The organism is Lysobacter capsici (assembly GCF_014779555.2).
Classification (GTDB): domain Bacteria; phylum Pseudomonadota; class Gammaproteobacteria; order Xanthomonadales; family Xanthomonadaceae; genus Lysobacter; species Lysobacter capsici.
This window is the reverse complement of sequence record NZ_CP094357.1, coordinates 1,625,003-1,648,327: the sequence shown is the minus strand read 5'-3', so window position 1 is coordinate 1,648,327 and position 23,325 is coordinate 1,625,003. Positions and strand designations below refer to the sequence as shown.

The window sequence follows — 23,325 nt, the reverse complement described above, 5'->3', positions numbered from 1 at the left end:
CGCGACGCGCCGTGCCCACAGACGGGATTTATCAGAGAACGCATATGAAAGTTACGATTTTTGGCGCCACCGGCAAGACCGGAAAGTACTTGATCGACGAAGGCTTGAAGCGCGGCTTCGAAATCACCGTGGTTGCGCGATCGAACAGCCCGTTCGAGCACCCCATGGTGAGCATCATCCGTGGCGATCTGACCGACGTGGAGTTGCTTAGGGTGGCGATTCGCGGGTCCGACGCCGTGTTGTCGGCGCTCGGCCCGACTTCGCCGCGACATCCCGACGACCTGCCGATTACCGCAGCCACGCAAGCCATCATCGCGGCGATGAAGCTCGAGAACGTGAAGCGGCTGATTGCTATTTCGACCGGCACGGCCCCGGACCCGGAGGACGGCCCGGATTGGAAGGTCCGGCTTCAGGCGCTGATGATCAAGCTTCTGCTGCCGAGTTCCTATCGCGACATCATCGGACTTTCGCGAGCGATACGTTCTTCGCAGCTGGACTGGACGATGGTGCGTGTCGCGATCTTGACCCATCGCCCCGCCGCGCGGCAGCCGATTGTCGGTCTGTATGGCCACACCAGGCATTCGATGACAGTGGCCCGCGAGGATGTGGCCATATTCATGTTCAACCAGATATCGAGCCGCGAGGTCGTCAATAACGAGCACCTCAATAAAGCGCCTGGAATCAGCTCGGCCTGAATGCAGCGCTACTGAAAATTCCCCTGTCGCAATCGCGTGAGCGCGAACGCGAGTGAATGCCGCCGTGCGATTCGCGCGGTCATCAAGCAAGCAGCGCTGTCACATCCGAAGCGCATCCACGACCAGCGAGAATGCCGGCGAGTGCTGCCGACGGCTGGGGTAGTAAAGGTGATAGCCGGAGAAAGGCGGACACCAGTCCTGCAGCACGCGAACCAGACGTCCCTCTTCGATGTGGGGCGCGAATTCTTCTTCCGGAAGGAACGCGATGCCCAGTCCGTCGAGTGAGGCGAGCACGATGTGGGGCGAGGTGTTGAACACCGCTTGCCCGGCCACGCGCACGTTCACCTGTCGGCCGCGGCGCTCGAACTCCCAGACATACAGGCCGCCGGAAGTGGGGAAGCGGATGTTGATGCAATTGTGTCGGGTCAGGTCGTCCGGAACCTTCGGCATCGGGTGCTTTTCGAAATACGCCGGCGTCGCGACGGCGGCCATTCGCAGCTTCGGGCTGATCGGCAGCGCGATCATGTCCTTGTCGATGCTTTCGCCCAGGCGGACGCCGGCATCGAAGCGATCGGCGACGATGTCGCGCAGCCCGTAACTGACATCGAACTCGATGTTGATATCCGGGTAACGACGCATCAGCGGCAACAACTTGGGCAACAGGATCGTTCGCAGGACGTGGTCGCCGCTGGTGATTCGAACCGAGCCGGCGGGTTTGTCGCGTAGTTCCGTCAGCGCATCCAGTTCGGCCTCGATCTCGTCGAAGCGGTTTCCGATCGCCAGCAGCAGCCGCTCGCCGGCCGGCGTGGGCGATACGCTGCGCGTGGTGCGGGTCAGAAGCCGGATCTGCAACCGCTCCTCCAAGGCCTTGATGGCCTGGCTGAGCGCCGATTGGGAAACCCCCAGCACAGCGGCCGCGCGGGTGAAGCTCCCTTCCCGGGCCACGCAGACGAAAGCCAGCAAATCGTTGAGGTTGCGGCGTGCCATGGGCTCAGTCTGGCATGGCTGATTGATTAGTGAAACTTATAAGGCCTAAAAGAATTGATCGCCTAATCAAGTAGATCACGGGTGAGCACAATGGCCCGCACCTTTCCTGGCGGACCTTTGGAACTCACTCATGCCTGTTCAAGCCTACGGCGCGTATGCCGGCGACAAGCCCCTGGAGCCGATGGAAATCACCCGTCGCGCGCCCGGGCCCCACGACGTGCGGATTGACATCGCCTACTGCGGCATCTGCCATTCCGACCTCCATCAAGTGCGCGGCGAGTGGGCGGGCACCCAATTCCCGTGCGTGCCCGGCCATGAAATCGTGGGGCGGGTCACGGCGGTGGGCGCGCATGTCACGGGCTTCCAGCAAGGCGATCTGGTCGGCGTCGGCTGCATCGTGGACAGCTGCAAGCATTGCGAAGACTGCGCGAGCGGCTTGGAAAATTACTGCGACGCGATGGTCGGAACCTACAACTTCGCGACCGCGGATGCTCCGGGCTGGACGCTGGGCGGCTATTCCGAGCAAATCGTCGTCCACGAGCGCTACGTACTGCGTATACGTCACCCCGAGGCGCAACTCGCGGCGGTCGCGCCGTTGCTGTGCGCGGGCATCACCACCTACTCGCCGCTGCGACACTGGAACGTCGGCCCCGGCAAGAAGGTCGGCGTGGTCGGCATCGGCGGCCTGGGCCATATGGGCATCAAGCTCGCCCATGCCATGGGCGCGCATGTCGTCGCGTTCACCACCTCACAGTCCAAGCGCGAGGCCGCCCTGGCGTTGGGAGCAGATGAGGTCGTGGTTTCGCGCAACTCGGACGAAATGGCGGCGCACGCCAAAAGCTTCGACCTGATCGTCAACACCGTGGCCGCGCCGCACGACCTGGACGCGTTTCTCGTATTGCTCAAACGCGACGGCGCGATGGTGCTGGTCGGCGCGCCGGCCAGCCCGCATCCGTCTGCGGGCGTGTTCAACCTCATCACCAAGCGCCGCACCTTGGCCGGCTCGATGATCGGCGGCATCGCGGAAACCCAGGAGATGCTCGATTTCTGCGCCGAGCGCGGGATCGTGGCCGAGGTCGAGCTGATCAGGGCCGATCAGATCAACCAGGCCTACGAACGCATGCTCAAGGGCGAGGTCGAGTATCGCTTCGTGATCGACAACGCGACCTTGTCCGCTCCAGCAAGGAAAGACCAATGAAAAAGCTGCTTCTGTCGCTGGCCTTGGCGGCCAGCTCATTCACCGCGGTGGGGCAAGACATGTCGAACGGCGCGAACAATTTCTACAAGAGCGACAGGCTGATCGCGGAAAAGGTCTCCTTCAACAACCAATACCGGATGAAGATCGCGGGCAACCTGTTCCTGCCCAAGGATCGCAAACCGGGTGTCGGCTACCCAGCGATCATCGTGGGGCATCCGATGGGCGCGGTGAAGGAGCAAAGCTCCAACCTCTACGCGCAGAAACTGGCCGAGCAGGGATTCGTCACCCTGGCGATCGACCAGTCGTTCTGGGGCGAGAGCGAGGGCCAGCCGCGCAACGTGGTCGCGCCGGACATCTATGCCGAGGCGTTCAGCGCGGCGGTGGATTTCCTGGGCACCCAGGCGTTCGTGGACCGCGAGCGCATCGGCGTGCTCGGCATCTGCGGCAGCGGCAGCTTCGTCATCAGCGCGGCCAAGATCGATCCGCGCATGAAAGCCATCGCGACCGTCAGCATGTACGACATGGGCGCGGCCAACCGCGATGCGCTGAATCATTCGCAGACCATCGAACAACGCAAGGCGATCATCGCGCAGGCCGCGAAGCAGCGTTGGGTTGAAGCGGATGGGGGCGAAACGCAATACACCAGCGGGACGGTGCATCGACTCGATGCGAATACCCACCCCATCCAGCGCGAGTTCTACGATTTTTATCGCACCGCGCGCGGCGAGTTCACGCCGGCGAGCTCGTCGCCCGAACTGACGACCCACCCGACCCTGACCAGCAACGTCAAGTTCATGAATTTCTACCCGTTCAACGACATCGGGACCATCTCGCCGCGGCCAATGCTGTTCATCGCGGGCGACCAGGCGCACTCCAAAGAATTCAGCGAGGAGGCGTATCGCCTGGCCGGTCAACCCAAGCAGTTGCTGTGGGTGAAGGGCGCGGGCCACGTGGATCTCTACGACCGCGTCGAGCTGATTCCGTTCGACCAGCTGACGGCGTTCTTCCGGCAGAACCTGGGCGCGAACTGAGTTGGCGCTTGGCCGACACGCGTCGCCATCCATTCCCGGAGACGAAATCATGACCATCCCGCTGGAGGCTCGATCGGGCATCGAACAGAACGAAGCCACCGCGCCAACCACTCACTGGGGCGGCGTGTTCGCCATGACATTGTGCGTGTTCGCGCTGATCGCATCGGAGTTCATGCCGGTCAGTCTGCTCACGCCGATGGCCGCCGACCTTCGCGTCAGCGAAGGCCTGGCCGGATATGGCATCGCCATTTCCGGCGCATTCGCCGTGCTTACGAGCCTGTCGATCTCCGCGCTGGCCGGCGGCATGGATCGCAAGATCCTGTTGCTGGGGTTGACCGCCCTGATGGCCTTGTCCGGCGCCGTGGTCGCGCTGGCGCCGAACTACCCGACCTACATGATCGGTCGCGCGCTCATCGGCGTGGTGATCGGCGGCTTCTGGTCGATGTCCGCGGCGACCGCCATGCGCCTGGTGCCGGCCGCGCAAGTTCCACGCGCATTGGCTATTTTCAACGGCGGCAACGCGCTCGCCACGGTGATCGCAGCGCCCCTTGGCAGTTACCTGGGTTCGATCATCGGCTGGCGCGGCGCGTTCGGGTGCTTGATCCCCGTGGCGGTGATTGCATTTATCTGGCAGTGGGCCGCCTTGCCGGCCATCACCGCGACGCGCGCGGCGGACTCCGGCAACGTGTTTCGTCTTCTCAAGCGTCGAACCGTTGCCTTGGGCATGGCCGCCTGCGGAACGTTCTTCATGGGGCAGTTCGTGTTGTTCACGTATGTGCGTCCGTTCCTGGAAACGGTGGCGCATGTGGATGTGTCGACGCTGTCGCTGATCCTGTTGGGGATAGGACTGGCCGGCTTCGTCGGCACCACGATCGTCGGCGCGTTTCTCAAGGCTAGCCTTTACCGCACCTTGATCATCATTCCGGTGTTGATGGCGACCATCGCCTTGTCCTTGATTCCCTTCGGCGCCTGGGTCGACACCGTGGCCGTTCTGCTCGGCCTATGGGGCTTGCTCGCCACCGCGGCGCCCGTGGGTTGGTGGAGCTGGATTGCCCAGGTCTTGCCGAAGGACGCCGAAGCCGGAGGCGGCCTGATGGTGGCGGTGATCCAGTTGGCCATCGCCCTGGGCTCCACCATCGGCGGCGCGCTGTTCGATGGCGCCGGCTACCAGGCCAGCTTCATGGCGAGTGCGGCGGTTTTGTTGCTCGCGGCATTCCTGTCCTGGATGACGTCGCGATCGCAATCCACCTGATCCGCGCCCGGCCAGGGAGCGCGTCTTGAATGCGGGCGATGTTTTTCCATTGCGCATCGCGTGCCGAAGCGGCGGCTCATGCGAGTGATGAGGTCCACTGACCTCTCAAACGCACTGCCGCTTCGTCTGTCGGAAAAGAATTGATCACGACAGCGCCGAGACGGCGTCGGGCCGCGAAGCGGTCTCGGCTTTAGTACCTCGCTCAGTCTCGCCGGTTCATCAGAAGGTTCCTAGCGTATTTTTACGACGACCTTGCCCTTTGCCCGGCCCTTGTCGACGTACGCCATCGCTTCGTTCGTCGATGAGAACGCGAATGTCTGGTCGATTACCGGGCGAATCGCTCCGGAATCGATGAGGGAACCCAGCTCGCGCAGCTGATCGCCGCTCGGTGTCATGAAGAGGAATGAATAGTTCACGCCACGGCGCTTGGCTTTCGTCCTGATGCTATGGCTCAGAAGGCGCACCATCTGCCTCATGAACCAAGAAGCGCCGATCTCGTTCGCGAACTCGGGATCGGGCGGGCCGGAGATCGAGATCAGCTTGCCGCCGGGTTTCAGCACACTTAGCGATTTTTCGAGTACGTCCGCGCCGAGGCTGTTCAGGACGACGTCGTAGCCCTGAAGGACCTGCTCGAAATCCTGCTTGGCGTAATCGATGACCACGTCCGCGCCGAGCCGCTTCACCCAGTCCGCGTTGGCCGCGCTGGTGGTGGTCGCCACGAAGGCCCCGAGATGCTTCGCCAGTTGGATGGCAACGGTTCCCACGCCACCGGAACCGGCGTGGATGAAGACTTTTTGTCCTCGCTTCAGCTTCGCCCGTTCGACGAGAACCTGCCACGCGGTCAGCGCGACCAGCGGGAGCGATGCAGCCTCTTCCATGCTGAGCGTCTTGGGTTTGTGCGCTACCGCATCTTCGTTGATCGCGATCATTTCGGCGAACGCGCCGATCCGCGTGCTGTCGGTCTTGGCATAGACCTCATCGCCCGGCTTGAACCGCCGCACCTTGGCGCCGACGCGAACCACGACGCCAGCCAGGTCGTTTCCCAGCACCATCGGCAGGCGATAGGGCAAAATCAGCTTGAAATCGCCGTTCCTGATCTTGGAATCCAGGACGTTCACGCTGGCGGCGTGGATCTGGACCAGAACGTCGGCCTCGCCCACCTTCGGCTCGGGCAGGTCGCCCATGCGCAAGCCGGTGGTTTTTCCGTAGCGATCGAGAATGAAGGCTTTCATGGCACGCTCCTCGCATCGAGACGCAGGTCTTTGCGGATTCCCGAATCCAATACCGCGGCCGGCGCGAACCGGCGAAGCATCCGCAAGCGCCCGGCGAGCTTGCCGGCGGTGTATCGCAGCTTCGGATGCGCCGCGGTGGCGGCCGTGAGCACCGCGTCCGCCACCACCTCGGGCGGGTCGGCGGCGGTCATCACGTTCTTGAGTGTTACCTCAAGCGACGCACGGATCTGATCGTACTCCTCGAGCTTCGCGTCGGGCTCGAGGAAGTTCGCGTCGAACTGCGTCTTCGTGTACGCGGGCTCGATCACCGAAACACGGATGCCTCGCGTGCGCAGCTCATGGTCGAGCGATTCCGAATAGCCCGCCACGGCGTGCTTGGTCGCGGCATAGAGCGCGCCGTACGGCATCGGCAGGAAACCGAGCACGGAACCGATGTTGATGATGCGTCCGCCGCCCTGGCGCCGCATGTGCGGGACGACGGCGCGCGTCATCCGCACGATGCCCATGAAGTTGGTATCGAAGATGGCCTGAGCCTGGGTGATGGAGCTTTCTTCCGCGCCGGCCGGAGCGACGCCGAATCCGGCATTGTTCACCAACAGGTCGATGCGTCCCTCAAGGCGCAGCAGGTCCTTGACGACGGCGTCGACCGATTCATCGCGGGTCACGTCGAGCGGCAGCATCGAAAAAGGCAGCTGGCCCGCCTGAGCCCCGCGCCTGCTGGTGCCGTAGACCGTGTACCCCGCGGCCGCCAGACGCTCCGCCGTGGCCTTGCCGATGCCCGAGGAGGCGCCGGTGACGAGCGCTATGGATTTTTTAAGCTTCATGGTGTGCCTGCGTGCAATGACTGGTAGATGTTGCCCAATCGAATATGACGATCATCATAATAATTAGCGAAAAGAGAGCCGATACGGCGAGCCATATCAGTCGGCCGGGGTGAGGTGGTTCAGCGCTGCCTCGCGCAGCGCATCGGACAGTCGTGCGTCGTCGACCGCGCGAGCCAGCACGAGTGCGCCGACCATCGTCGATACCGCGACGAGAGCGTGCTCATGCGCGCCGGCCTGGCCCCAATCGGGCGAATGGCGGGCGACGAGATCGATCATTTCCTTGATCCGCCGCGTGGCGGCACGCCGTACATCGGGCGCCTGACGCGGCATTTCGGAGCCGAGCGCGGCAGTCGCGCACCCGGTTTCGATGCTTTTTACGTGGGTTTCGGATAGATAGGCCCGCGCCATCGCCTGCAGCGCCTGTTGTGGCGGCACCGAAGCGGCGACGCGTTCCATCAGCACCACGGCGTCCCTGCCCGCGCGATCGGCGGCCTCGGCGAGCATGGCCTCGCGGGAGTCGAAATGGGCGTAGAAGCCGCCATGGGTGAGGCCGGCGGCTTTCATGATGTCCGCGACGCCGGTGCCGTTATAACCGCTGCGCCGGATGGCGCGCGCGGCAGCGTCGACGATGCGATCGCGGGTGGCTTCTTTCGAGCTGGCGGGCGTTCTTGCCATATGACGCTCATCATATATGACCCCGCTATCCACCGCAACAGTGTTTTCGAGTCATGCCTGGAACAGTAGCTGCACGCCAATGACGACCTCTCACCGATCCCCTCGCATCGGCGGCCGCCATCGGCCCGGCCAGGGCTGCAGCAAGCCGATCCTCAACCCTTGATGTAGGCAGCCAGCTCTTCGGGTTGTCCCAGCGGAAAGGCTTGCTTCAGGAAATCCAGGAAGGCCTGGACGCGCACGCTGAGCAGGCGGCGCGATGGGTAAAGCGCCCAGATCTCAATAGGCGGGCCCTTTCCGTCGCCCCACTGCACCAGCGCCCCCGATCGCAGGTCGCCAGCGACCAGCGACAGAGGAAGCACAGCGGCGCCTATCCCGGTGCGCACCGCATCGCGAATCATGATGAGCGAGCCCAACCGCAGGATCGGGTCGATGGCCACGCGCACCTCGCCCTCAGGGGTGAGCAGATCCCAGCCGGATTGATTGCTGGACAAACGCACCACCGCCGGCGCCGATGCACCCGCCGTCGGCCTTTGCAACTCAGGCCTGGCCACCGCCACCAGCCGATCGCGAAGCAGGATGCGCCCGATCAAATGCTCGGCCGGATCGGGATTGACCCGGATCACCAGGTCGTAGCCCTCTTCCACCATGTCGACCGGCCGGTCTTCGGTCGTAACTTCCAGGCGCACCTGCGGGTATCGCATCGCGAACTGCGCGGACAGTTTCCCCATGGCGGTCTGGGAGAACAGCAACGGCGCGCTGATGCGCAACCTGCCGCGGGGCGTTTCGCCGCCAGCGGCGACCGCGGAGGTCGCTTCGCCCAGCTCGACAAGCAAGGTGTCGGTGCGCTCGAACAAGGCCCGGCCTTCCTGAGTCAGCTTCAAGGCGTGGGAGCCACGCTCGAACAGGCGTACGCCCAAGCTGGCCTCCAACTCCGCGACCCGCCGCGACAGCGTCGCCTTGGGTCGATCGGCCGCCCTGGCCGCCCGGCCAAAGCCGCCATGGCGCGCCACCAGATTGAAATCAGCCAGAGCCAACAGGTCCATGTGTTCCACCAGCAAGACAGCAGGTCTAATTATATGGTCTATCGGCTCATTGGCGAATCACCAACCATAGGGACTCCAAACCAAACCGGAGCAGTCCCATGACCATTCTCGTAACCGGCGCCACTGGCAAAATCGGCCGGCACGTCATCCAGCAACTCATCCAGCGCGGCGCCAAGCCGCGGGCCTTGGTGCGCGATCCGGCCGCCGCCGACCTGCCCGACGGGGTGGACGTCGTCCAGGGCGACATGCTCGATGTCGACGCCTTGCGGCGCGGCTTCGAGGGCGTCTCCACCCTCTTCCTGCTCAACGCAGTGGCGGCCGATGAATTCACTCAAGCCCTCATCACGCTCAACGTGGCCCGCGAGGCCGGCGTCAAGCGGCTCGTCTACCTCTCGGTCATCCACAGCGATCGCTATGTGAACGTGCCGCACTTCGCGGGCAAGTTCGGGGTGGAGCGCATGATCGAGCAGATGGGCTTCAACGCCACCATCCTGCGTCCGGCCTATTTCATGGACAACGACCTGACGATCAAGGACGTAGTGCTGGGTTACGGCGTGTATCCCATGCCCATCGGCGGCAAGGGCCTGGCCATGATCGATGCGCGCGATATCGGCGAGATCGCCGCTATCGAATTGCTCTCTCGCGAGCGGGCACCCGATGGCAGCGCGCTGACCCGCATCAACCTGGTCGGTCCAGACACGCTGACCGGTACCGACGTGGCAGGCATCTGGTCGGATGCGCTGGGTCGCGCGATTGCCTACGGCGGGGACGACACCGCCGGCTTCGAGCAGAACCTGCGCCAGTTCATGCCGGCGTGGATGGCCTACGACATGCGCCAGATGGCCGAAGGCTTTCTCACCGAGGGCATGGTGCCCGATCAGGGCGACGTCGAGCGACTGACCCGGCTGCTGGGCCGCCCCTTGCGCTCCTATCGCGACTTCGCCGCTGAAACCGCGGCCGCCGTCTGACTCGAAACCAACCCCGCTCGCATGCAAGCGCCACCGTGCCGGTGAATGCCCCGGGCGAGGCACCGCTCAGCCGCGCTCGAGCATGGGCGGGGTTGGTCCGCGAGACACGCGCGACGCCAGACTATTATTCGCGCCCGATGAATGCACACGCTGCGAGATCGTCGAAGAAAACGCCTCGTATCTGGCTCGCGAGGCGACCATCTTGATCTCGCACTGCGGGTTCCGCCGGATGCGCGCAACGCTCGGCGGCGCGGCCAGTGCTTCGAATGGTCCAATCGCAGGATCTTGCCGACACGTGCGAGCGTCGTGGCGAGGCTCAGCCGATGGACCAGGTCGCCAAAACCATAGCGGATCATGATCGACGCCGGCACCTGCAACCGTCCGGTGTCATGAGATGCAGCAAGCACATCCCACATGATCGAGCGACTCCTTGAACCGGACGCGGCGCCGCGCCGAGGCGCCGCGCACGAACCCAGGCCTCAGCGCACGATCAGCACCGGCACCGCATCGGCGCCCAGCACCTTGCTGGTCACCGAGCCCAGGAACAGGCTCTTGATCGGCGATCGGCCATGCGACCCCATGACGATCAGATCGCAGCGATTGGACTGGGCCAGTTTGAGGATCGTGGCGGCCGGATCGCCTACGGACAGATGCTCGCGCACCTCGAGCTTGGCGCGATTGAACGCCGCACGAGCCTTGCGCATCGCCGCGTCGCTGTTCTCGGCGTGATAACGCGCCGTGCCTTCCAGGCCGAGGTTGAGGGCGACGCTGCGCATGAGCGGCTCGTCGGCATACGCCAGATGCAGCTCGGGCGTCTTCTTCAGATTACCAGCGAGCTTTATGGCGTAACGGGCCGCGCGCAGCGCGACGTCGCTGCCGTCGATCGCAATCAGGATACGCATCGATCTTCTCCGGTCGACGCGAGTGCGCCGGTGAGCCGACAGCTTCGTCCGGGCCGGGCAGCGCCGATTTGATCCAGATCAATCCTGCGCGGTGCCCCGGAGCTTCTCAGAAGCTGCGTGCCCACAAGATGGCCAGTCCGAGCATCGCGGGCCAAAGCAGCAACGGATGCACAAGCGCGCGCAGCCACGGCCGCAGCGGCCGGTAACCGACGCCATGGACGAATCCGGCGCAGATCGACAGCAACAGCGGACTGAGCAAGCCGTGCCCGGCGGCGGTCATGCCGCCGCCGCGCATCGCCGGCAGGAACAGCAATCCCAGCGTCAGGCCGCAGGCCAGCAGCAGGGACACGACCCGCGCCATCAGTCGTCCTCCAGCACTTCGCGACGATCGCGCTCCTCGTCGCTGCGCAATTCGTACCACATGGCGTTCAGCACGCCGAAGCTGCAGGCCAGGGACAAACCCAGTATCCAGGCGAAATACCACATCAGTAGCCACCTCCGAGTTCGTCCTGCGACTGCACATGAGCGCGCGTCACCGTGCCGCGCATGACCCGGAACGCCCAACTGGTGTAGGCCAGGATCAGCGGCAGGAAGATCGCCGCGGCGACGAGCATGATCCCCAGCGTGCGCTGGCTCGAAGACGCGTCCCAGACCGTCAGGCCGTGGCCCGGATTCGTTGAGGACGGCATCAGGAACGGAAACATCGCCAGACCGGCGGTCAGGATGATCCCCGCCACCGCTGCGCCGCTCGCCAGAAAGGCCAGCCAACGCACGCGGCACAGCACCACCGCGATCAACAGCAGCACCGTCAGCACCGGCACCGCGATCATCCAGGGATTGAGCGCGTAGTTGGCGAACCATCCTCCGTCGATCAGCGTCACATGCTTGACCAGCGGGTCGGACGGCGCATCCGCGTGCAGACCGCCGACGATCGCCGGGGCAGGAAGATAGCGAAGCCAGAGGCCCGCCACCACGAAACCGATCGAGGCCACGATCGCGGCGATGCGGGCGATACGCCGCGCCCGTTGTCCGACCGGATCCTCGACGCGCATGGCGGCGAAGCACGCGCCGTGCATCACCAGCATCGCCAGACTGACCACGCCGGCGAGCAGGGCGAACGGCCGGAACAGGCCGATGAAACTGCCGTCGTAGATCGGCAGCATTTCGTCGCTGAAGTGGAACGGCACGCCGAGCAGCAGATTGCCGAAAGCCACGCCGAACACCAGCGACGGCACCGCGCCCGCGATCGTCAGCGCCCAGTCCCACGCGCCGCGCCAGCGCGCATGCGGCAATCGGTTGCGGAAGGCGAAGCCGACCGGCCGCAGGATCAATGCCACCAACAGCAGCAACATGGCGAAGTAGAACGAGGAAAACGATGCCGCGTACAGCAGCGGCCAAGCAGCGAACACGGCGCCCCCGCCGAGGATGAACCAGACTTGGTTGCCTTCCCAGTTGGGCTCGATCGACTCCAGCGCCATGCGCCGTTCGACATCGTCGCGGCCGATCAACCGCAGGATCGCGCCCAGGCCCAGGTCGTAGCCGTCGGTCACGGCGAAGCCGATCAGCAGCACCCCGAGCAGCACCCACCAGATCATGCGTAGCAGCGAATAGTCGATCATCGGTCGGTCCTCGCAAGTTGGGTTGGGACGACGGCGTGGCCGCTGCGCGACGCCGGCCAGAACTTGAGTCGATCCGGCCCGGAACGGATCGCGCGCAGCATCAGCATCACGTCGACCACCGCCAGTCCGGTGTAGAGCACGACGAAGCCCACCAGGCTCGCGATCACTTGCGTGGAACTGGTCGAGGACACGCCCAGGAAGGTCGGCAACACGCCGTCGATCGCCCACGGCTGGCGGCCGTACTCGGCGACGATCCAGCCCAGTTCGGCCGCGACCCACGGCAACGGCAGACTCCACAAGGCGACACGCAGGAACAGCGGACGTTCCAATCGTCCGCGCGTGGCCAGATAGAACGCCCAGCCGAACAGCACGATGAAGAACACGCCCAGCCCCACCATGATCCGGAACGACCAGAACAGCACCGGTACGTTCGGCACCGTGCTCCAGGCCGCGCGATCGATGACGGTTTCGTCGGCGAGCGCGGGATCGGTGACATAGCGCAGGGTCAACAGGCCGAAACCGAGATCCTCGCGCAGGGCCAGGAATGCGGCGGCCTTGTCCGGATCGTCGCGGTCGGCGCGCAATTCGCGCAGCGCCGCGTACGCACCGATGCCGCGGCGGATGCGCTGGCGATTGACCTCGACCAGGTCGTGAATGCCAGGCACTTCCTTGTCGAGCGAGCGCGTGGCGATCAGGCCCAGTGCCCAGGGGATATGCACCGCATGCGCGGTTTCGCGCCGTTGCATGTCCGGCCATCCGACCAGGGTGAACGACGCCGGCGCCGGGTGGGTGCGCCACTCGGCCTCGATCGCGGCGACCTTCATCTTCTGGTTTTCCGAGGCGGTGTAGCCGCTCTCGTCGCCCAACACGGCGACCGACAAGGCCGACGCCAGGCCGAAGCTCGCGGCCACCACGATGGAACGGCGCGCGATCTCGATGTTGCGCCCGCGCAGCAGATACCAGGCGCTGATCGACAGCACGAACATCGCGCCGGTGACATAGCCGGCACTGACGGTATGCACGAATTTCGCTTGAGCGACCGGATTGAACACCACCGCGGCGAAGTCGGTGACTTCCATGCGCATGGTCTGGAAGTTGAACTGCGCGCCGACCGGGTTCTGCATCCAGCCGTTGGCGATCAATATCCACAGCGCGGACAGATTCGCGCCCAGCGCGGTGAGCCAGGTCACGATCAGATGCTGCAGCTTGGTCAACCGGCCCCAGCCGAAGAAGAACAAGCCCACGAACGTGCTTTCCAGAAAGAACGCCATCAGCCCTTCGATGGCCAGCGGCGCGCCGAAGATATCGCCGACGTAATGCGAGTAATACGCCCAGTTGGTTCCGAACTGGAACTCCATGGTGATGCCGGTGGCCACCCCCATGGCGAAGTTGATGCCGAACAGCACACCCCAGAACCGGGTCATCTGCTTCCAGATCACCCGGTTGGTCATCACGTAGACGCTTTCCATGATCGCCATGATCAGGGCCAGGCCGATGGTCAACGGCACGAACAGGAAGTGGTACAGCGCGGTCAGCGCGAACTGCAATCGGGACAGATCGACGACATGGAGATCCGGCATGGCGTTCACCTTGTGGGAATCAGATGCCGGTCCACCGCGGCATCGTCGATGCGCGGCCGGTGCGACGGCGAGAAGAACATCAGGTACAGGAAGGTCAACAAGACCAGCTTCGCCGCGATCGCCATGGCGACTCGTCGCTTGAGCCGGCCGCCGTGGCGCGCCGTCGTATCGCGCTTGCGCGCGCGACGTGGCGGCGCGGCGGGCGTGCTCACCGGATGCGGACCCGGTTGTCGACATCCTTGACGCCGGCGATCAGCCAGGCGGCGTCCTCGACCGCGTTTCGCGCCTGCCAGTCGTCGACCTTGCCTTTAAGGGTCACCCGCCCGCCCTCGTCCACGTCGACGCGGATATTCGAGGCCTGCACGTCGGCGCGACGGTGCATCGCGTCCTTGATCGAACGCTTGACGTCCTGCTTGCACGAAATCGCGCGAATCGCGATCTGGTTGTCGATGTCGATCACACCGGCCAGGCAGCGCAGATCGTTCTCGATCTCGCTGCGCTGGAATTGCCAGTCGACCGAGCCGGTCAAGGTCAGGCAGCCATGGTCGACGGTGACTTTCACCGATCCTTTCGGCAGCGAAGTGTCCCAGGCCAGCACGTCGGTGGCGCGCTTGACCAGAACCTCGTCGGACACATGCGCGTCGGGCGGGCAACGGACCTCGACATCGAGCACCACGCCACGCACGCCCTTCACCCGCTCCACCGCCTGCGCCACCGCGATCTTGTCGGCGAGGCTGTGGACGTGCCCGGTGAGCTTGACGATGCGCTCGTCCACGCTCACGCCGATGCCCGAAGCATCGACCCGCGGGTCGAACGCCAATTCCTCCACCACGTACTTGCGCAAACGTTCGCTGTTCATGCCCGGCTCCGGTGAAAACCCGGCCTCATTACGCCAGCGGCCGCCGCGGGACGACTTGATCCAGATCAACCACCCGCACCGCGGCATGGCGATCCAGCCGCGGCTCACCTTGAACGCCCCGGCTTGACTCAGATCAATACGCGCCGCCACCGGCGGACGGACCTTGAGATGTCGGCCAACCCCGGCCCGTGGAGAGCCCGCATGTACAAGAATCTGATGATTCCAATGACCGGCACCGAAGGCGACGTCGGCGCCCTGAACGTCGCGATGGCCCTGGCCCGGCTCCATGCCGCGCATCTGTCGGTGCTGGAGATGGTCGACCTGCCCATGCCGCTCGCCCATCCCTGGGGTTTGATCCCCGACTCCATCTCGGCCGGCATCCACGACAGCCTTCGCGAGCGCGGCCGGGAGAACCTGGAAAAACTCAAGCAACAACTCGCCGGCGAGCCCATCTCGTCGGAGGCACGGCTGGTGGAGGCCCTATACACCGAGTCGCCGAGATTGGCGGCGCGCGAGGCCTTCGACGCCGACTTGGTCGTCGTGGCCGGATCGGTCGGCGATACGGTCGAAGCCATCGTGCCGCACGACTACTTCGTAGCCCTGTTGCTCGAATCGGGGCGTCCGTTGCTGGTGATTCCACCGCGCTGCGTGGCGACCACCCCGATGAAGCGCATCGCCATCGCCTGGCAACCGACGCGCGAAAGCACCCGCGCCGTGCACGATGCATTGCCCTTCTTAAAGGCCGCGGAGCGGGTGGACGTGCTGATCGTCCATGGTGACGACATGCCGGATGTCGAACCGTCCGGACGGCGCATGGTGAAGTGCCTGGCGCGGCATGGCGTGGAAGCGTATCTCGTCAGCCGCCCGACGCTCGGTCAGACCGTGGCGACCGCGATCCTGCAATACACCCGCGAAATGCGCGCGGACGTTCTGATCGCGGGCGGCTACGGCCACTCGCGTCTGCGCGAGTGGGCGCTGGGCGGGGTCACGCGGGAACTGCTGATCGCCACCGACCTTCCCATGTTGTTCGGACATTGACATCGACGGCTGCGCGCCCCTGTCGATGCATCCTCATTCGTGGAAGCACACCATGGCAATGCCTGACGGCCCGGACGATTCCCGCCGCGTTGAAGAAGATCTCCGGCGCCAGCTGCGCTGGATCGAAGACGATGTCATGATCACGTTGCGCGGCCGCGATCCGCAAGCCGATCGTGCCGACGCGACATTGCATCGCTTGTCGGCGGCGCTACCGCCGGCGACCGCGCCATCCGGATGGACCCGCGCGATCGCGCGCGTTCACCGCTGGTGGTCGGCCTTGCGTCGCCGCGTCGCTGGCGACGTCTAGCGCTGCGCACCGGCTGCGCCGCGATCAGGCCTCGAGCGGCGAGGTTTGCGGCTGCGCGTCGATCCAGGGCGCGACCGCGCCGCGGATCGCCCGTTGCGCGGCCTGCCTGTCGACCGACGCCGCCCCGAGCGAATCGTGCAGTGCATCCTTCGACGGGTCGAACCCATCGCTGGCCCCGTTGGCGAGACGCGCGAGTTCGGAAAACCCATCGATGCGCGTCAAGCCTTCGTGCCGATGATTGCGTGCGACCGCCTCGGCCAGTTCGGCCGGGAGCGCGCGGTTTCTCCAAAGCTCCGCCAGGCCCTGACCGCCCTGACCGCCCTGGCCGCACCGATCGCCGCGTTCTTGGGCCATCTTCAGCGAACCGTGCAGACAGCCCAGCGCCAGGCTCCGGGCGATGGCCTGCGCCGCGCGGATCGCTTGCGGAGAGTCGTAAGCCAGTCCCAGCGAGGCCAGGGCATCGCCCAGGCCGATCATCCCGATTCCAAAACGCATCGACGGATCGTCGTCGGGTCCGAAGGCGATCGCGGCATCGTCGAGCATCCGCACGGCCACGGCCGCGGCCGCGCCGAAGCGCTGATGGTCGAAGCGGGCGCGTCGCGTATGCGAATCGGTGACGAACGCTGCGGCGTTGACGGCGGCGATCGGCTCGCGCAACGCCGGAACCGGCATGTCGGTTCCGGCGAAACGCAGCAACCTCGGATCGGGCAACAGCTGCCACTGACCGAATGCGAACGCGTAGCGGCTGCGCCAGTACGCGCACTCTTCGCCTTCGCGATCCGCCAGGGCCGTGGCGACGCGTTGCCATGTCGCATCGATCGTCCGGTCGCACAGCCGATGGCCGCTGCGCCAGCGGAACTGGCTGTCCCAAAGATCGACCGCATGCGGGTCCGTGAATCGCGTCGGGGAGGTCAAAGCCTTTTCCAGCGGCCATCGCCGCGCTGCGTCCCCGCCACTGTGACCTGCGCTGCCGATCGGGCCTTGATCCGGATCAAGCTTCGATGGCCGCGCGCGTCTCGTCAGCCGGCGACCGCTTCCGTGCGCTTGTTACAAACTGTTACCGCTGGTTACCGCGCTGGAATCATTCCGGCGCCCGAGCGCTCTAGGCTCATCCCAACCCAGCCGTCGGATCACCGCCATGTTGCTCGAAACCGCCTCCCGCCCAGAGCCGTCGTTCGAAACCTATTCCGGCGCATCCTCGGCGGGACGCGCGCGGGAAACCCACAGTCTCGAGCAACTGTTGCAGAACTGGCCGCTGCAACGCCGGCGGGTCCATGCCAAGCAGCATGTGTTCCGCGCCGGGCAGCCTCGCCACGCGCTGTATCTGGTGCACGCGGGATTCTTCAAGACCGCCCTCATCAGCGAAGACGGCCGCGAAAAGATCACCGGCTTTCGCATGCGCGGCGATCTGCTCGGACTGGACTCGCTGGACATGCCGACCTACACCTGCGATGCGATCGCGCTGGACACCGGCGAACTGTGGGAACTGCCGTACGCGCAATTGCGCGACGAAATGCCCCAGTTCCAGGAACGCATTACCGCCTTGCTCGCGGGCGAGATCCGCCGCGACTGGGGCTGGATGCTGGCGCTGGGCACCCTCGGCGCCGATCAGCGCGTGGTTACGTTTCTGTTCGATCTGGCGTCGCGATTCGAACGGCTGGGCTTCAGCCCGAGCCATCTGCAACTGCGGATGACCCGCGCCGAACTCGGAAACTTCCTGTCGCTGACGCTGGAGACGGTGACCCGGGTGCTGTCGCGCCTGCAGGCACGGGGCCTGATCGCGGTGGCCGGCCGGGAGATCCGGATCCAGAACCGCGCCGGACTGCAGACCGTGCTGCGCGAAAGCACCGCCTGTCACTGAGCCGCGGGCGGTGCCTGTTCGCGCGGATCGAGTACACGACCGACCGCCGCCATGAGCTGTTCGCGCCGATACGGCTTGCGCAGCAGTTCGAAACTGTCGGCCGGCGCATCCTTTTCGCCGACGCTCTGGGTCTCGTAACCCGATGTCAGCAGCACCGGCAGATCGGGCCGGAGCGCGCGCGCCGCCAATGCCAGCTCCTTGCCGTTCATGCCCTCGCCGAGCATCACATCGCTGAAGAGGATGCGGATGGACTCGTCGCTCGCCAGTCGGCTCAGCGCCGCTTCGGCCGAGCCGACCGCAAGCACCCGATAGCCGAACGAACGCAGGAACGCGACGGCGATATTGCGCACGGCCTCGTCGTCCTCGACCACCAGCACCGTCTCGCCCTTGCCTTGGATGCGTACGGCGTTGGCCGGCGCCGCGGCGGTCGCGTTCGCCTGAGCCGACGGCACGAACAAGTCCACGCGCGTTCCGTATCCAAGCGCGCTTTCGATCCGCAGATGCCCTCCGCTCTGCTTGGCGAAGCCGTAGACCATGCTCAAGCCCAGGCCGCTGCCGCGCCCGGCTTCCTTGGTGGTAAAGAACGGCTCCATCGCTCTGGCCAAGGTGTCCGGCCCCATGCCGCGGCCGGTATCGGTCACGCTGATCCTGACGTAGCGGCCGATGGCGAGTTCGCCCGGCATGGCCTGATCGCCATTGTGATGCGCGCGTGCCTCGATGATGATTTCCCCGCCGCGCGGCATCGCATCGCGAGCGTTCAGGGCGAGATTCACCAGCGCCGCATCCAACTGGGTGGGATCGACATAGGCCGCGGGCAGATCGTCGTCGCAATGGACCTGCAGCCGGATGCTTTCGCCGAGGGTGCGCTTGAGCATCAGTTCGAGGTCGCGAAGCAATGCCGAGGTATCGACGGCGTGCGGCATGAGTCGCTGCCGACGCGCGAACGCCAGCAGCTTGCCGGTGAGTTCCGCGCCGCGCCCCACCGAGCGCAATGCGCTGGCGATGATCTCGCTGGCGTCGGGCTTGTCCTCGCACTCCATTTCCAGCAACTGCAGGCTGCCGGATATCACGGTCAGCAGATTGTTGAAATCGTGGGCGATGCCGCCGGTGAGCTGGCCCACCGCGTCCAGACGCTGGGAATGCGCCAGCTGTTCCTCGGTACGCCGTCGCTGCACGAACGCGGCGATCAGATTGGCCACCGATTGCAGCAGGTGCAAGGCGTCATGATCGAAGTGACGCGATTTTTCCGACATCACCAGCAAGGCCCCCATCGCCCAGCCGCGGTCCGACAGCGGCAGCAGCACGCCGCTGCCCTCGCGCGCGGCGCTTATCGGAAAGCCGCTCGCCGCAGCGGCGGTGCCTTGCAGATCGTCCACCACCAGGGTTTCGCCCTTGGCAATCAACTCCAGCAACATTGATTCGTCGAATCGGGCGAGCGACCCGTCGCCGGCGTCCGTACCATCCAACCCGATCGAGGCTCGGGTCTCGACCGTCTGCCGATCGGTGGACACGAACACGACGGCAACGATTTGCGCGTCCAACGCCGCGGCCAACAATGCGGGCACATGGTCGACCACGGCGGACTCGTCCTGGGCCTCCAGGGCGAGTTGTCCGATTCTCGCCGCCAAGGCGTCGTAGCGCGCGCGTACCAGCGCCTGGCGCGCGCGCTGCGATTCGGAGATGTCGCGAACCGACGCCAGATAACGCGGCCCCTGATCGCTGTCGATCGGACTCAGGGCGATCTCGACCGGAAATTTCGTTCCATCCAGTCGCTGCCCGATCAAACTCTGGCCGGTGACGCCCATCGGGCGCACATGCGGCCGCGCCATATAGCCCGCGCGATGGGCGTGATGCCGCTCGCGCGCGTCCTCGGGAATAAGCTGTTCGACGGCGATCTCGTTCAAGCCGCCTTGCGGATAACCGAACAGTCGTTCCGCCTGACGGTTGGCCTGAACAATGCGTCCGTTGCCGTCGACGACGACCAGCGCATCCGGAACGGCTTCGAACAGGCCGTGCAACAGCGCGTCTTCGCTCATGTCCTGCGCACCTCGGCGGCCAGCAGGTAGCCGGCGCCACGCACCGCCTTGATCAGCGTCGGCTCGCTGGGATTGCGTTCGATTTTTCGCCTGAGCCGGCCGATGCCGACGTCGATGGTTCGATCGAACGGACCGGCGTCGCGGCCATGCACGCTGGTCATCAGCTGATCGCGGCTGAGCACCTGGCGCGGACGCTGCAGCAGCGCCTTGAGCAATTCGAACTCGCCGGTGGTCAGCGGCACCTCATTGCCCGACGCATCGGTCAGGCGGCGCGCGGGCATGTCCAGGCTGAATCCTTCGAAGACCAGGCACTCGCCCGCGACCGGCGCCTCCGCCTTGACCACCGAGCGGCGCAATACCGATCGGGTTCGCGCCAGCAGCTCGCGCAGATCGAAGGGCTTGGTCACGTAATCGTCGGCGCCCAGCTCCAGGCCGACGACGCGCTCGACCGCTTCGCCCCGCCCGCTGACCACGATCACCGGCCCTCGCCAGTTCATCTGCAGATGGCGCAGCAGCGACAGACCGTCCTCGTCCGGCAGGCCCAGGTCCAGCAGCACCAGTTCGACCGTCTCCGACACGATCAGCGCCCGCGCCTGGGCCGCGTTGGCGGCACCGATCACCCGATAACCGTTGGCGCCGAAGTAACGCGACAACAGCGCGACGATATCGGGGTCGTCGTCGATTATCAGCAGACCAGGCAGGTGCCCGGCCGACGATGCCTTGTCCTTCGCTCCCGGTGACATGGCGATCGAATAACTCCGTGGGTAGGCGGAAAGAATGGTCCGATCCCCCGATCATCGCAACCGTCGGCCCCCATTGATCCAAATCAAGGCGTCGTTCGCGCGCGGGCCTAGAGTCCAGATCGACTCACTACCTGGAGCATGCGATGAAGGGCACCATGCGAGCGGCGGTCGCGCATCGCCTCGGGGTACCGCTGTCGATCGAGCATCTGCCCATCCCCAGTCCCGGCCCCGGCGAGGTGCTGGTCAAGATCCGCGCCAGCGGGGTCTGCCATACCGATCTGCATGCGGTGCAGGGGGATTGGCCGATCCAACCCGGCCTTCCGTTCATTCCCGGACACGAGGGCGCCGGCGTCGTCACCGAGGTCGGCGCGGGAGTGAAACATCTGCGCGGCGGCGATCCGGTGGGAATCGCCTGGCTGCACGACGCGTGCGGGCATTGCGAGTATTGCATCAGCGGCTGGGAAACCTTGTGCGAACGCCAGCGCAACAGCGGCTATAGCGTCAACGGCACCTTCAGCGACTATGCCATCGCCAACGCGGCCTATGTCGCGCGCCTGCCGGACAATTGCGACTTCATCGCCCTCGCGCCGATCCTGTGCGCGGGCGTCACCAGCTACAAGGGCATTCGCGAGACCGAGGCGCGACCCGGCGAGTGGATCGCGATTTCCGGTATCGGCGGTCTGGGCCATCTGGCCATCCAGTACGCAAAGACCATGGGCCTGCATGTCGCGGCGATCGACGTCAGCGAAAGCAAGCTCGCGCTGGCGCGTTCGCTGGGCGCGGAAATCGTCGTCAACGCCAACGATGCAAACGCGCTGGAAGACATTCGCCGCGCCACCGGTGGCGGCGCGCAAGGCGTGCTGGTCACCGCCGTGTCGCCCAGTGCGTTCACTCAGGCGCTGGGCATGGTCCGCCGCAAAGGCACGATCAGCCTGGTCGGTTTGCCGCCGGGCGAATTCGCCACGCCGATCTTCGATGTCGTGCTCAAGCGCATCACCTTGCGCGGGTCGATCGTCGGCAATCGTCAGGACTTGGCCGAAGCCGTCGCGATGGCGGCCTACGGCAAGGTGCGGGCCCAGGTCGAACCCTTTCCGCTGAGCCAGGTCAACACGGTGCTCGACCGTTTGCGGGTGGGCGGAATCGAAGGCCGCGCGGTGCTCGACATGAGCCTGGTCGCTTAGGCGGGTTGCCGCCCCATGATGCCGCTTTCGATCACCCCGCCGTCTCCGATCACCGGCCTGAGCGTGGCGCTGGGCATCGGCCTGCTGGTGGGTCTGGATCGCGAACGCGCCAGGGGACGCGGCCCATTGCACGAACCGGCGGGCATTCGCAGCTTCGTGCTGTGTAGCCTGGCCGGCGCGGTCGCCGTCAGCCTTGGCGAGTTCGGCCTGCTGACGGCCGGATTGTTCCTGAGCGCGCTGGTCACCGCCGGGTACCTGAGCACGCGCGATCGCGACCCAGGACTGAGCACGGAAATCGCATTGCTGGTCACCTGGCTGCTGGGCGCATTGTCGATGCGCTCACCCGACATCGCCGCAGCGCTCGGCGTGCTGGTCGCCATCGTCCTGGCCAGCAAACAGCGCCTGCACCGATTCAGCCGGCGGGTGCTGACGCGGCAGGAACTGCACGATCTGCTGTTGCTGACCGCGGCGGCCTTCGTGGTGCTGCCGCTGCTGCCCGACCGGACCATCGACCCCTGGCGATCGATCAACCCGCACCGTCTGTGGGTGCTGGTGGTCGCGGTCATGGCGATCGGTTCGGTGGGTTATGTCGCGCTTCGGATCTTCGGCGCCCGCCTGGGGCTTTCGATCGCGGGCCTGGCCGGCGGTTTCGTGTCGAGCACCGCCACGATCGCCGCGATGGCCGATCGCGCGCGTGCCGATCCCGCCCTGGCGCCGGCCGCGGCGAGCGCCGGGCTGATGTCCAATGTCGCCACGATCGTGCAACTGGCGGTCGTGATCGGCGCGCTGTCGCCGGCGATGCTGCGCTGGGCCACGCCGGCCTTGATCGCGGCGGGCGCGGCCGTCGCGGCGGCGGCGTGGCTGTCCACTCGCTCGGCCTCCGCCACGACGGCCATTCCGATGCGCAAGCTGGTCTCGCAACGGCCGTTCGAGCCGATGGCCGCGTTGCGGTTCGTGGCCTTGCTCGGCGCGATCATGCTGGGTTCGGCGATCGCGCGAAGCAGCCTCGGCGACGCGAGCCTGCCGTGGGTGCTGGCGCTGTCCGGGCTGGCCGACGTGCATGCCGCCGCCGCATCGGCCGCGCAATCGATCGCGCGCGACCCGCTCGATGCGCCGTTGGCTCAACAGGGGCTGATGGGCGCGGTCATCGCCAATTCGCTGATGAAGTGCTTCGTCGCCGCGGCCCGGGGCGGCCGAGCTTTCGCCTCGCGACTGATCCCGGGAACGCTGCTGATGGCGGCCTGCTTCGTGCTCGTCGCCTGGCCGGGTTGAACGCAATCCCGGCCCGCGCCGC

The 23,325-nt window shown here is 65.5% G+C and carries 25 protein-coding genes; 10 read left to right on the top strand and 15 right to left on the bottom strand.

Going from position 1 to position 23,325, the window contains the following annotated elements:
- Positions 1-44: 44 nt before the first annotated feature.
- A complete protein-coding gene (locus IEQ11_RS06695; protein WP_191821623.1) occupies positions 45-695 on the top strand; it encodes an NAD(P)-dependent oxidoreductase in 651 nt (216 codons plus the stop codon).
- Between the two features lie 99 nt (positions 696-794).
- Here IEQ11_RS06695 and IEQ11_RS06690 read toward each other — a convergent pair whose 3' ends face one another.
- Positions 795-1,682, bottom strand: coding sequence for a LysR family transcriptional regulator (locus tag IEQ11_RS06690; protein ID WP_191821624.1), 888 nt, complete (start codon positions 1,680-1,682; stop codon positions 795-797).
- 130 nt (positions 1,683-1,812) lie between these two features.
- Here IEQ11_RS06690 and IEQ11_RS06685 point away from each other — a divergent pair, with 130 nt between their 5' ends.
- From IEQ11_RS06685 to IEQ11_RS06675, 3 genes are all read left to right on the top strand, one after another.
- Complete coding sequence (locus tag IEQ11_RS06685) at positions 1,813-2,880, top strand: NAD(P)-dependent alcohol dehydrogenase (protein ID WP_191821625.1); 1,068 nt, start codon at positions 1,813-1,815, stop codon at positions 2,878-2,880.
- Positions 2,877-3,911 (top strand): alpha/beta hydrolase, encoded by a 1,035-nt coding sequence (locus IEQ11_RS06680; RefSeq protein WP_191821626.1) that lies wholly within the window; start codon positions 2,877-2,879, stop codon positions 3,909-3,911. Before IEQ11_RS06685 ends, IEQ11_RS06680 begins: the two co-directional genes overlap by 4 nt.
- A gap of 145 nt (positions 3,912-4,056) precedes the next feature.
- Positions 4,057-5,163, top strand: a complete 1,107-nt coding sequence (locus IEQ11_RS06675; protein ID WP_343226530.1) for an MFS transporter — start codon at positions 4,057-4,059, stop codon at positions 5,161-5,163.
- A gap of 230 nt (positions 5,164-5,393) precedes the next feature.
- Here the strand turns inward: IEQ11_RS06675 and IEQ11_RS06670 are convergent, their stop codons facing one another.
- From IEQ11_RS06670 to IEQ11_RS06655, 4 genes are all read right to left on the bottom strand, one after another.
- Positions 5,394-6,395 (bottom strand): NADP-dependent oxidoreductase, encoded by a 1,002-nt coding sequence (locus IEQ11_RS06670; RefSeq protein WP_191821628.1) that lies wholly within the window; start codon positions 6,393-6,395, stop codon positions 5,394-5,396.
- Positions 6,392-7,219 carry an oxidoreductase gene (locus IEQ11_RS06665; RefSeq protein ID WP_191821629.1) on the bottom strand — a complete coding sequence of 276 codons (828 nt, stop codon included), beginning with the start codon at positions 7,217-7,219 and terminating at the stop codon, positions 6,392-6,394. Before IEQ11_RS06665 ends, IEQ11_RS06670 begins: the two co-directional genes overlap by 4 nt.
- A gap of 96 nt (positions 7,220-7,315) precedes the next feature.
- Entirely contained in the window at positions 7,316-7,894 is a 579-nt protein-coding gene (locus IEQ11_RS06660) for a TetR/AcrR family transcriptional regulator (RefSeq protein ID WP_057921039.1), read from the bottom strand.
- 152 nt (positions 7,895-8,046) lie between these two features.
- A complete protein-coding gene (locus tag IEQ11_RS06655; protein ID WP_046658858.1) occupies positions 8,047-8,937 on the bottom strand; it encodes a LysR family transcriptional regulator in 891 nt (296 codons plus the stop codon).
- A 98-nt stretch (positions 8,938-9,035) separates the two neighbouring features.
- Between IEQ11_RS06655 and IEQ11_RS06650 the strand changes: the two genes are divergently transcribed.
- The gene (locus IEQ11_RS06650) at positions 9,036-9,905 is read left to right on the top strand and encodes an SDR family oxidoreductase (protein ID WP_191821630.1); all 870 of its coding nucleotides are present in this window, start codon (positions 9,036-9,038) and stop codon (positions 9,903-9,905) included.
- 479 nt (positions 9,906-10,384) lie between these two features.
- On the opposite strand, the gene IEQ11_RS06645 is transcribed toward IEQ11_RS06650, so the two are convergent.
- The 7 genes from IEQ11_RS06645 to IEQ11_RS06615 form a co-directional block, all read right to left on the bottom strand.
- Positions 10,385-10,807 (bottom strand): universal stress protein, encoded by a 423-nt coding sequence (locus tag IEQ11_RS06645; RefSeq protein WP_191821631.1) that lies wholly within the window; start codon positions 10,805-10,807, stop codon positions 10,385-10,387.
- 106 nt (positions 10,808-10,913) lie between these two features.
- Complete coding sequence (locus IEQ11_RS06640) at positions 10,914-11,156, bottom strand: cyd operon YbgE family protein (protein ID WP_191821632.1); 243 nt, start codon at positions 11,154-11,156, stop codon at positions 10,914-10,916.
- An 11-nt stretch (positions 11,157-11,167) separates the two neighbouring features.
- The gene (gene cydX / locus IEQ11_RS06635) at positions 11,168-11,293 is read right to left on the bottom strand and encodes a cytochrome bd-I oxidase subunit CydX (RefSeq protein ID WP_191821633.1); all 126 of its coding nucleotides are present in this window, start codon (positions 11,291-11,293) and stop codon (positions 11,168-11,170) included.
- Positions 11,293-12,426, bottom strand: coding sequence for a cytochrome d ubiquinol oxidase subunit II (cydB, locus tag IEQ11_RS06630; RefSeq protein ID WP_191821634.1), 1,134 nt, complete (start codon positions 12,424-12,426; stop codon positions 11,293-11,295). The genes cydX and cydB overlap by 1 nt, the downstream gene beginning before the upstream one ends.
- A complete protein-coding gene (locus IEQ11_RS06625) occupies positions 12,423-14,006 on the bottom strand; it encodes a cytochrome ubiquinol oxidase subunit I (RefSeq protein ID WP_191821635.1) in 1,584 nt (527 codons plus the stop codon). Before IEQ11_RS06625 ends, cydB begins: the two co-directional genes overlap by 4 nt.
- A gap of 5 nt (positions 14,007-14,011) precedes the next feature.
- On the bottom strand, positions 14,012-14,218 hold the full coding sequence (gene cydP / locus IEQ11_RS06620) for a cytochrome oxidase putative small subunit CydP (RefSeq protein WP_191821636.1): 207 nt from the start codon (positions 14,216-14,218) through the stop codon (positions 14,012-14,014).
- Positions 14,215-14,865, bottom strand: coding sequence for a BON domain-containing protein (locus IEQ11_RS06615; RefSeq protein ID WP_191821637.1), 651 nt, complete (start codon positions 14,863-14,865; stop codon positions 14,215-14,217). Before IEQ11_RS06615 ends, cydP begins: the two co-directional genes overlap by 4 nt.
- A 201-nt stretch (positions 14,866-15,066) precedes the next feature.
- Here IEQ11_RS06615 and IEQ11_RS06610 point away from each other — a divergent pair, with 201 nt between their 5' ends.
- Both IEQ11_RS06610 and IEQ11_RS06605 read left to right on the top strand, forming a co-directional pair.
- Positions 15,067-15,903: a universal stress protein gene (locus IEQ11_RS06610; RefSeq protein ID WP_191821638.1), complete on the top strand. Its 837-nt coding sequence runs from the start codon at positions 15,067-15,069 to the stop codon at positions 15,901-15,903.
- 58 nt (positions 15,904-15,961) lie between these two features.
- Positions 15,962-16,210, top strand: coding sequence for a hypothetical protein (locus tag IEQ11_RS06605; protein WP_191821639.1), 249 nt, complete (start codon positions 15,962-15,964; stop codon positions 16,208-16,210).
- A gap of 24 nt (positions 16,211-16,234) precedes the next feature.
- On the opposite strand, the gene IEQ11_RS06600 is transcribed toward IEQ11_RS06605, so the two are convergent.
- Entirely contained in the window at positions 16,235-16,906 is a 672-nt protein-coding gene (locus IEQ11_RS06600; protein ID WP_191821640.1) for a hypothetical protein, read from the bottom strand.
- A gap of 442 nt (positions 16,907-17,348) precedes the next feature.
- Between IEQ11_RS06600 and IEQ11_RS06595 the strand changes: the two genes are divergently transcribed.
- Positions 17,349-18,071, top strand: a complete 723-nt coding sequence (locus IEQ11_RS06595; RefSeq protein WP_191821641.1) for a helix-turn-helix domain-containing protein — start codon at positions 17,349-17,351, stop codon at positions 18,069-18,071.
- Here the strand turns inward: IEQ11_RS06595 and IEQ11_RS06590 are convergent.
- Positions 18,065-20,107, bottom strand: coding sequence for a PAS domain S-box protein (locus IEQ11_RS06590; protein WP_191821642.1), 2,043 nt, complete (start codon positions 20,105-20,107; stop codon positions 18,065-18,067). The genes IEQ11_RS06595 and IEQ11_RS06590 overlap by 7 nt on opposite strands.
- A complete protein-coding gene (locus IEQ11_RS06585; protein ID WP_191821643.1) occupies positions 20,104-20,850 on the bottom strand; it encodes a response regulator in 747 nt (248 codons plus the stop codon). Before IEQ11_RS06585 ends, IEQ11_RS06590 begins: the two co-directional genes overlap by 4 nt.
- 143 nt (positions 20,851-20,993) lie before the next feature.
- Here IEQ11_RS06585 and adhP point away from each other — a divergent pair, with 143 nt between their 5' ends.
- Entirely contained in the window at positions 20,994-22,031 is a 1,038-nt protein-coding gene (gene adhP / locus IEQ11_RS06580; RefSeq protein WP_191821644.1) for an alcohol dehydrogenase AdhP, read from the top strand.
- A gap of 15 nt (positions 22,032-22,046) precedes the next feature.
- Positions 22,047-23,303 (top strand): MgtC/SapB family protein, encoded by a 1,257-nt coding sequence (locus IEQ11_RS06575; protein WP_191821645.1) that lies wholly within the window; start codon positions 22,047-22,049, stop codon positions 23,301-23,303.
- The last annotated feature ends 22 nt before the right edge of the window (positions 23,304-23,325 follow it).

What these genes read in the sequence shown, in the direction of transcription:
- IEQ11_RS06695 (WP_191821623.1), top strand. Translation starts at nt 45, where the DNA reads ATGAAAGTTACGATTTTTGGCGCCACCGGCAAGACCGGAAAGTACTTG.
- IEQ11_RS06690 (WP_191821624.1), bottom strand. Translation starts at nt 1,682, where the DNA reads ATGGCACGCCGCAACCTCAACGATTTGCTGGCTTTCGTCTGCGTGGCC.
- IEQ11_RS06685 (WP_191821625.1), top strand. Translation starts at nt 1,813, where the DNA reads ATGCCTGTTCAAGCCTACGGCGCGTATGCCGGCGACAAGCCCCTGGAG.
- IEQ11_RS06680 (WP_191821626.1), top strand. Translation starts at nt 2,877, where the DNA reads ATGAAAAAGCTGCTTCTGTCGCTGGCCTTGGCGGCCAGCTCATTCACC.
- IEQ11_RS06670 (WP_191821628.1), bottom strand. Translation starts at nt 6,395, where the DNA reads ATGAAAGCCTTCATTCTCGATCGCTACGGAAAAACCACCGGCTTGCGC.
- IEQ11_RS06665 (WP_191821629.1), bottom strand. Translation starts at nt 7,219, where the DNA reads ATGAAGCTTAAAAAATCCATAGCGCTCGTCACCGGCGCCTCCTCGGGC.
- IEQ11_RS06660 (WP_057921039.1), bottom strand. Translation starts at nt 7,894, where the DNA reads ATGGCAAGAACGCCCGCCAGCTCGAAAGAAGCCACCCGCGATCGCATC.
- IEQ11_RS06655 (WP_046658858.1), bottom strand. Translation starts at nt 8,937, where the DNA reads ATGGACCTGTTGGCTCTGGCTGATTTCAATCTGGTGGCGCGCCATGGC.
- IEQ11_RS06650 (WP_191821630.1), top strand. Translation starts at nt 9,036, where the DNA reads ATGACCATTCTCGTAACCGGCGCCACTGGCAAAATCGGCCGGCACGTC.
- IEQ11_RS06645 (WP_191821631.1), bottom strand. Translation starts at nt 10,807, where the DNA reads ATGCGTATCCTGATTGCGATCGACGGCAGCGACGTCGCGCTGCGCGCG.
- cydX (WP_191821633.1), bottom strand. Translation starts at nt 11,293, where the DNA reads ATGTGGTATTTCGCCTGGATACTGGGTTTGTCCCTGGCCTGCAGCTTC.
- cydB (WP_191821634.1), bottom strand. Translation starts at nt 12,426, where the DNA reads ATGATCGACTATTCGCTGCTACGCATGATCTGGTGGGTGCTGCTCGGG.
- IEQ11_RS06625 (WP_191821635.1), bottom strand. Translation starts at nt 14,006, where the DNA reads ATGCCGGATCTCCATGTCGTCGATCTGTCCCGATTGCAGTTCGCGCTG.
- IEQ11_RS06615 (WP_191821637.1), bottom strand. Translation starts at nt 14,865, where the DNA reads ATGAACAGCGAACGTTTGCGCAAGTACGTGGTGGAGGAATTGGCGTTC.
- IEQ11_RS06610 (WP_191821638.1), top strand. Translation starts at nt 15,067, where the DNA reads ATGTACAAGAATCTGATGATTCCAATGACCGGCACCGAAGGCGACGTC.
- IEQ11_RS06605 (WP_191821639.1), top strand. Translation starts at nt 15,962, where the DNA reads ATGCCTGACGGCCCGGACGATTCCCGCCGCGTTGAAGAAGATCTCCGG.
- IEQ11_RS06595 (WP_191821641.1), top strand. Translation starts at nt 17,349, where the DNA reads ATGTTGCTCGAAACCGCCTCCCGCCCAGAGCCGTCGTTCGAAACCTAT.
- IEQ11_RS06590 (WP_191821642.1), bottom strand. Translation starts at nt 20,107, where the DNA reads ATGAGCGAAGACGCGCTGTTGCACGGCCTGTTCGAAGCCGTTCCGGAT.
- IEQ11_RS06585 (WP_191821643.1), bottom strand. Translation starts at nt 20,850, where the DNA reads ATGTCACCGGGAGCGAAGGACAAGGCATCGTCGGCCGGGCACCTGCCT.
- adhP (WP_191821644.1), top strand. Translation starts at nt 20,994, where the DNA reads ATGAAGGGCACCATGCGAGCGGCGGTCGCGCATCGCCTCGGGGTACCG.
- IEQ11_RS06575 (WP_191821645.1), top strand. Translation starts at nt 22,047, where the DNA reads ATGATGCCGCTTTCGATCACCCCGCCGTCTCCGATCACCGGCCTGAGC.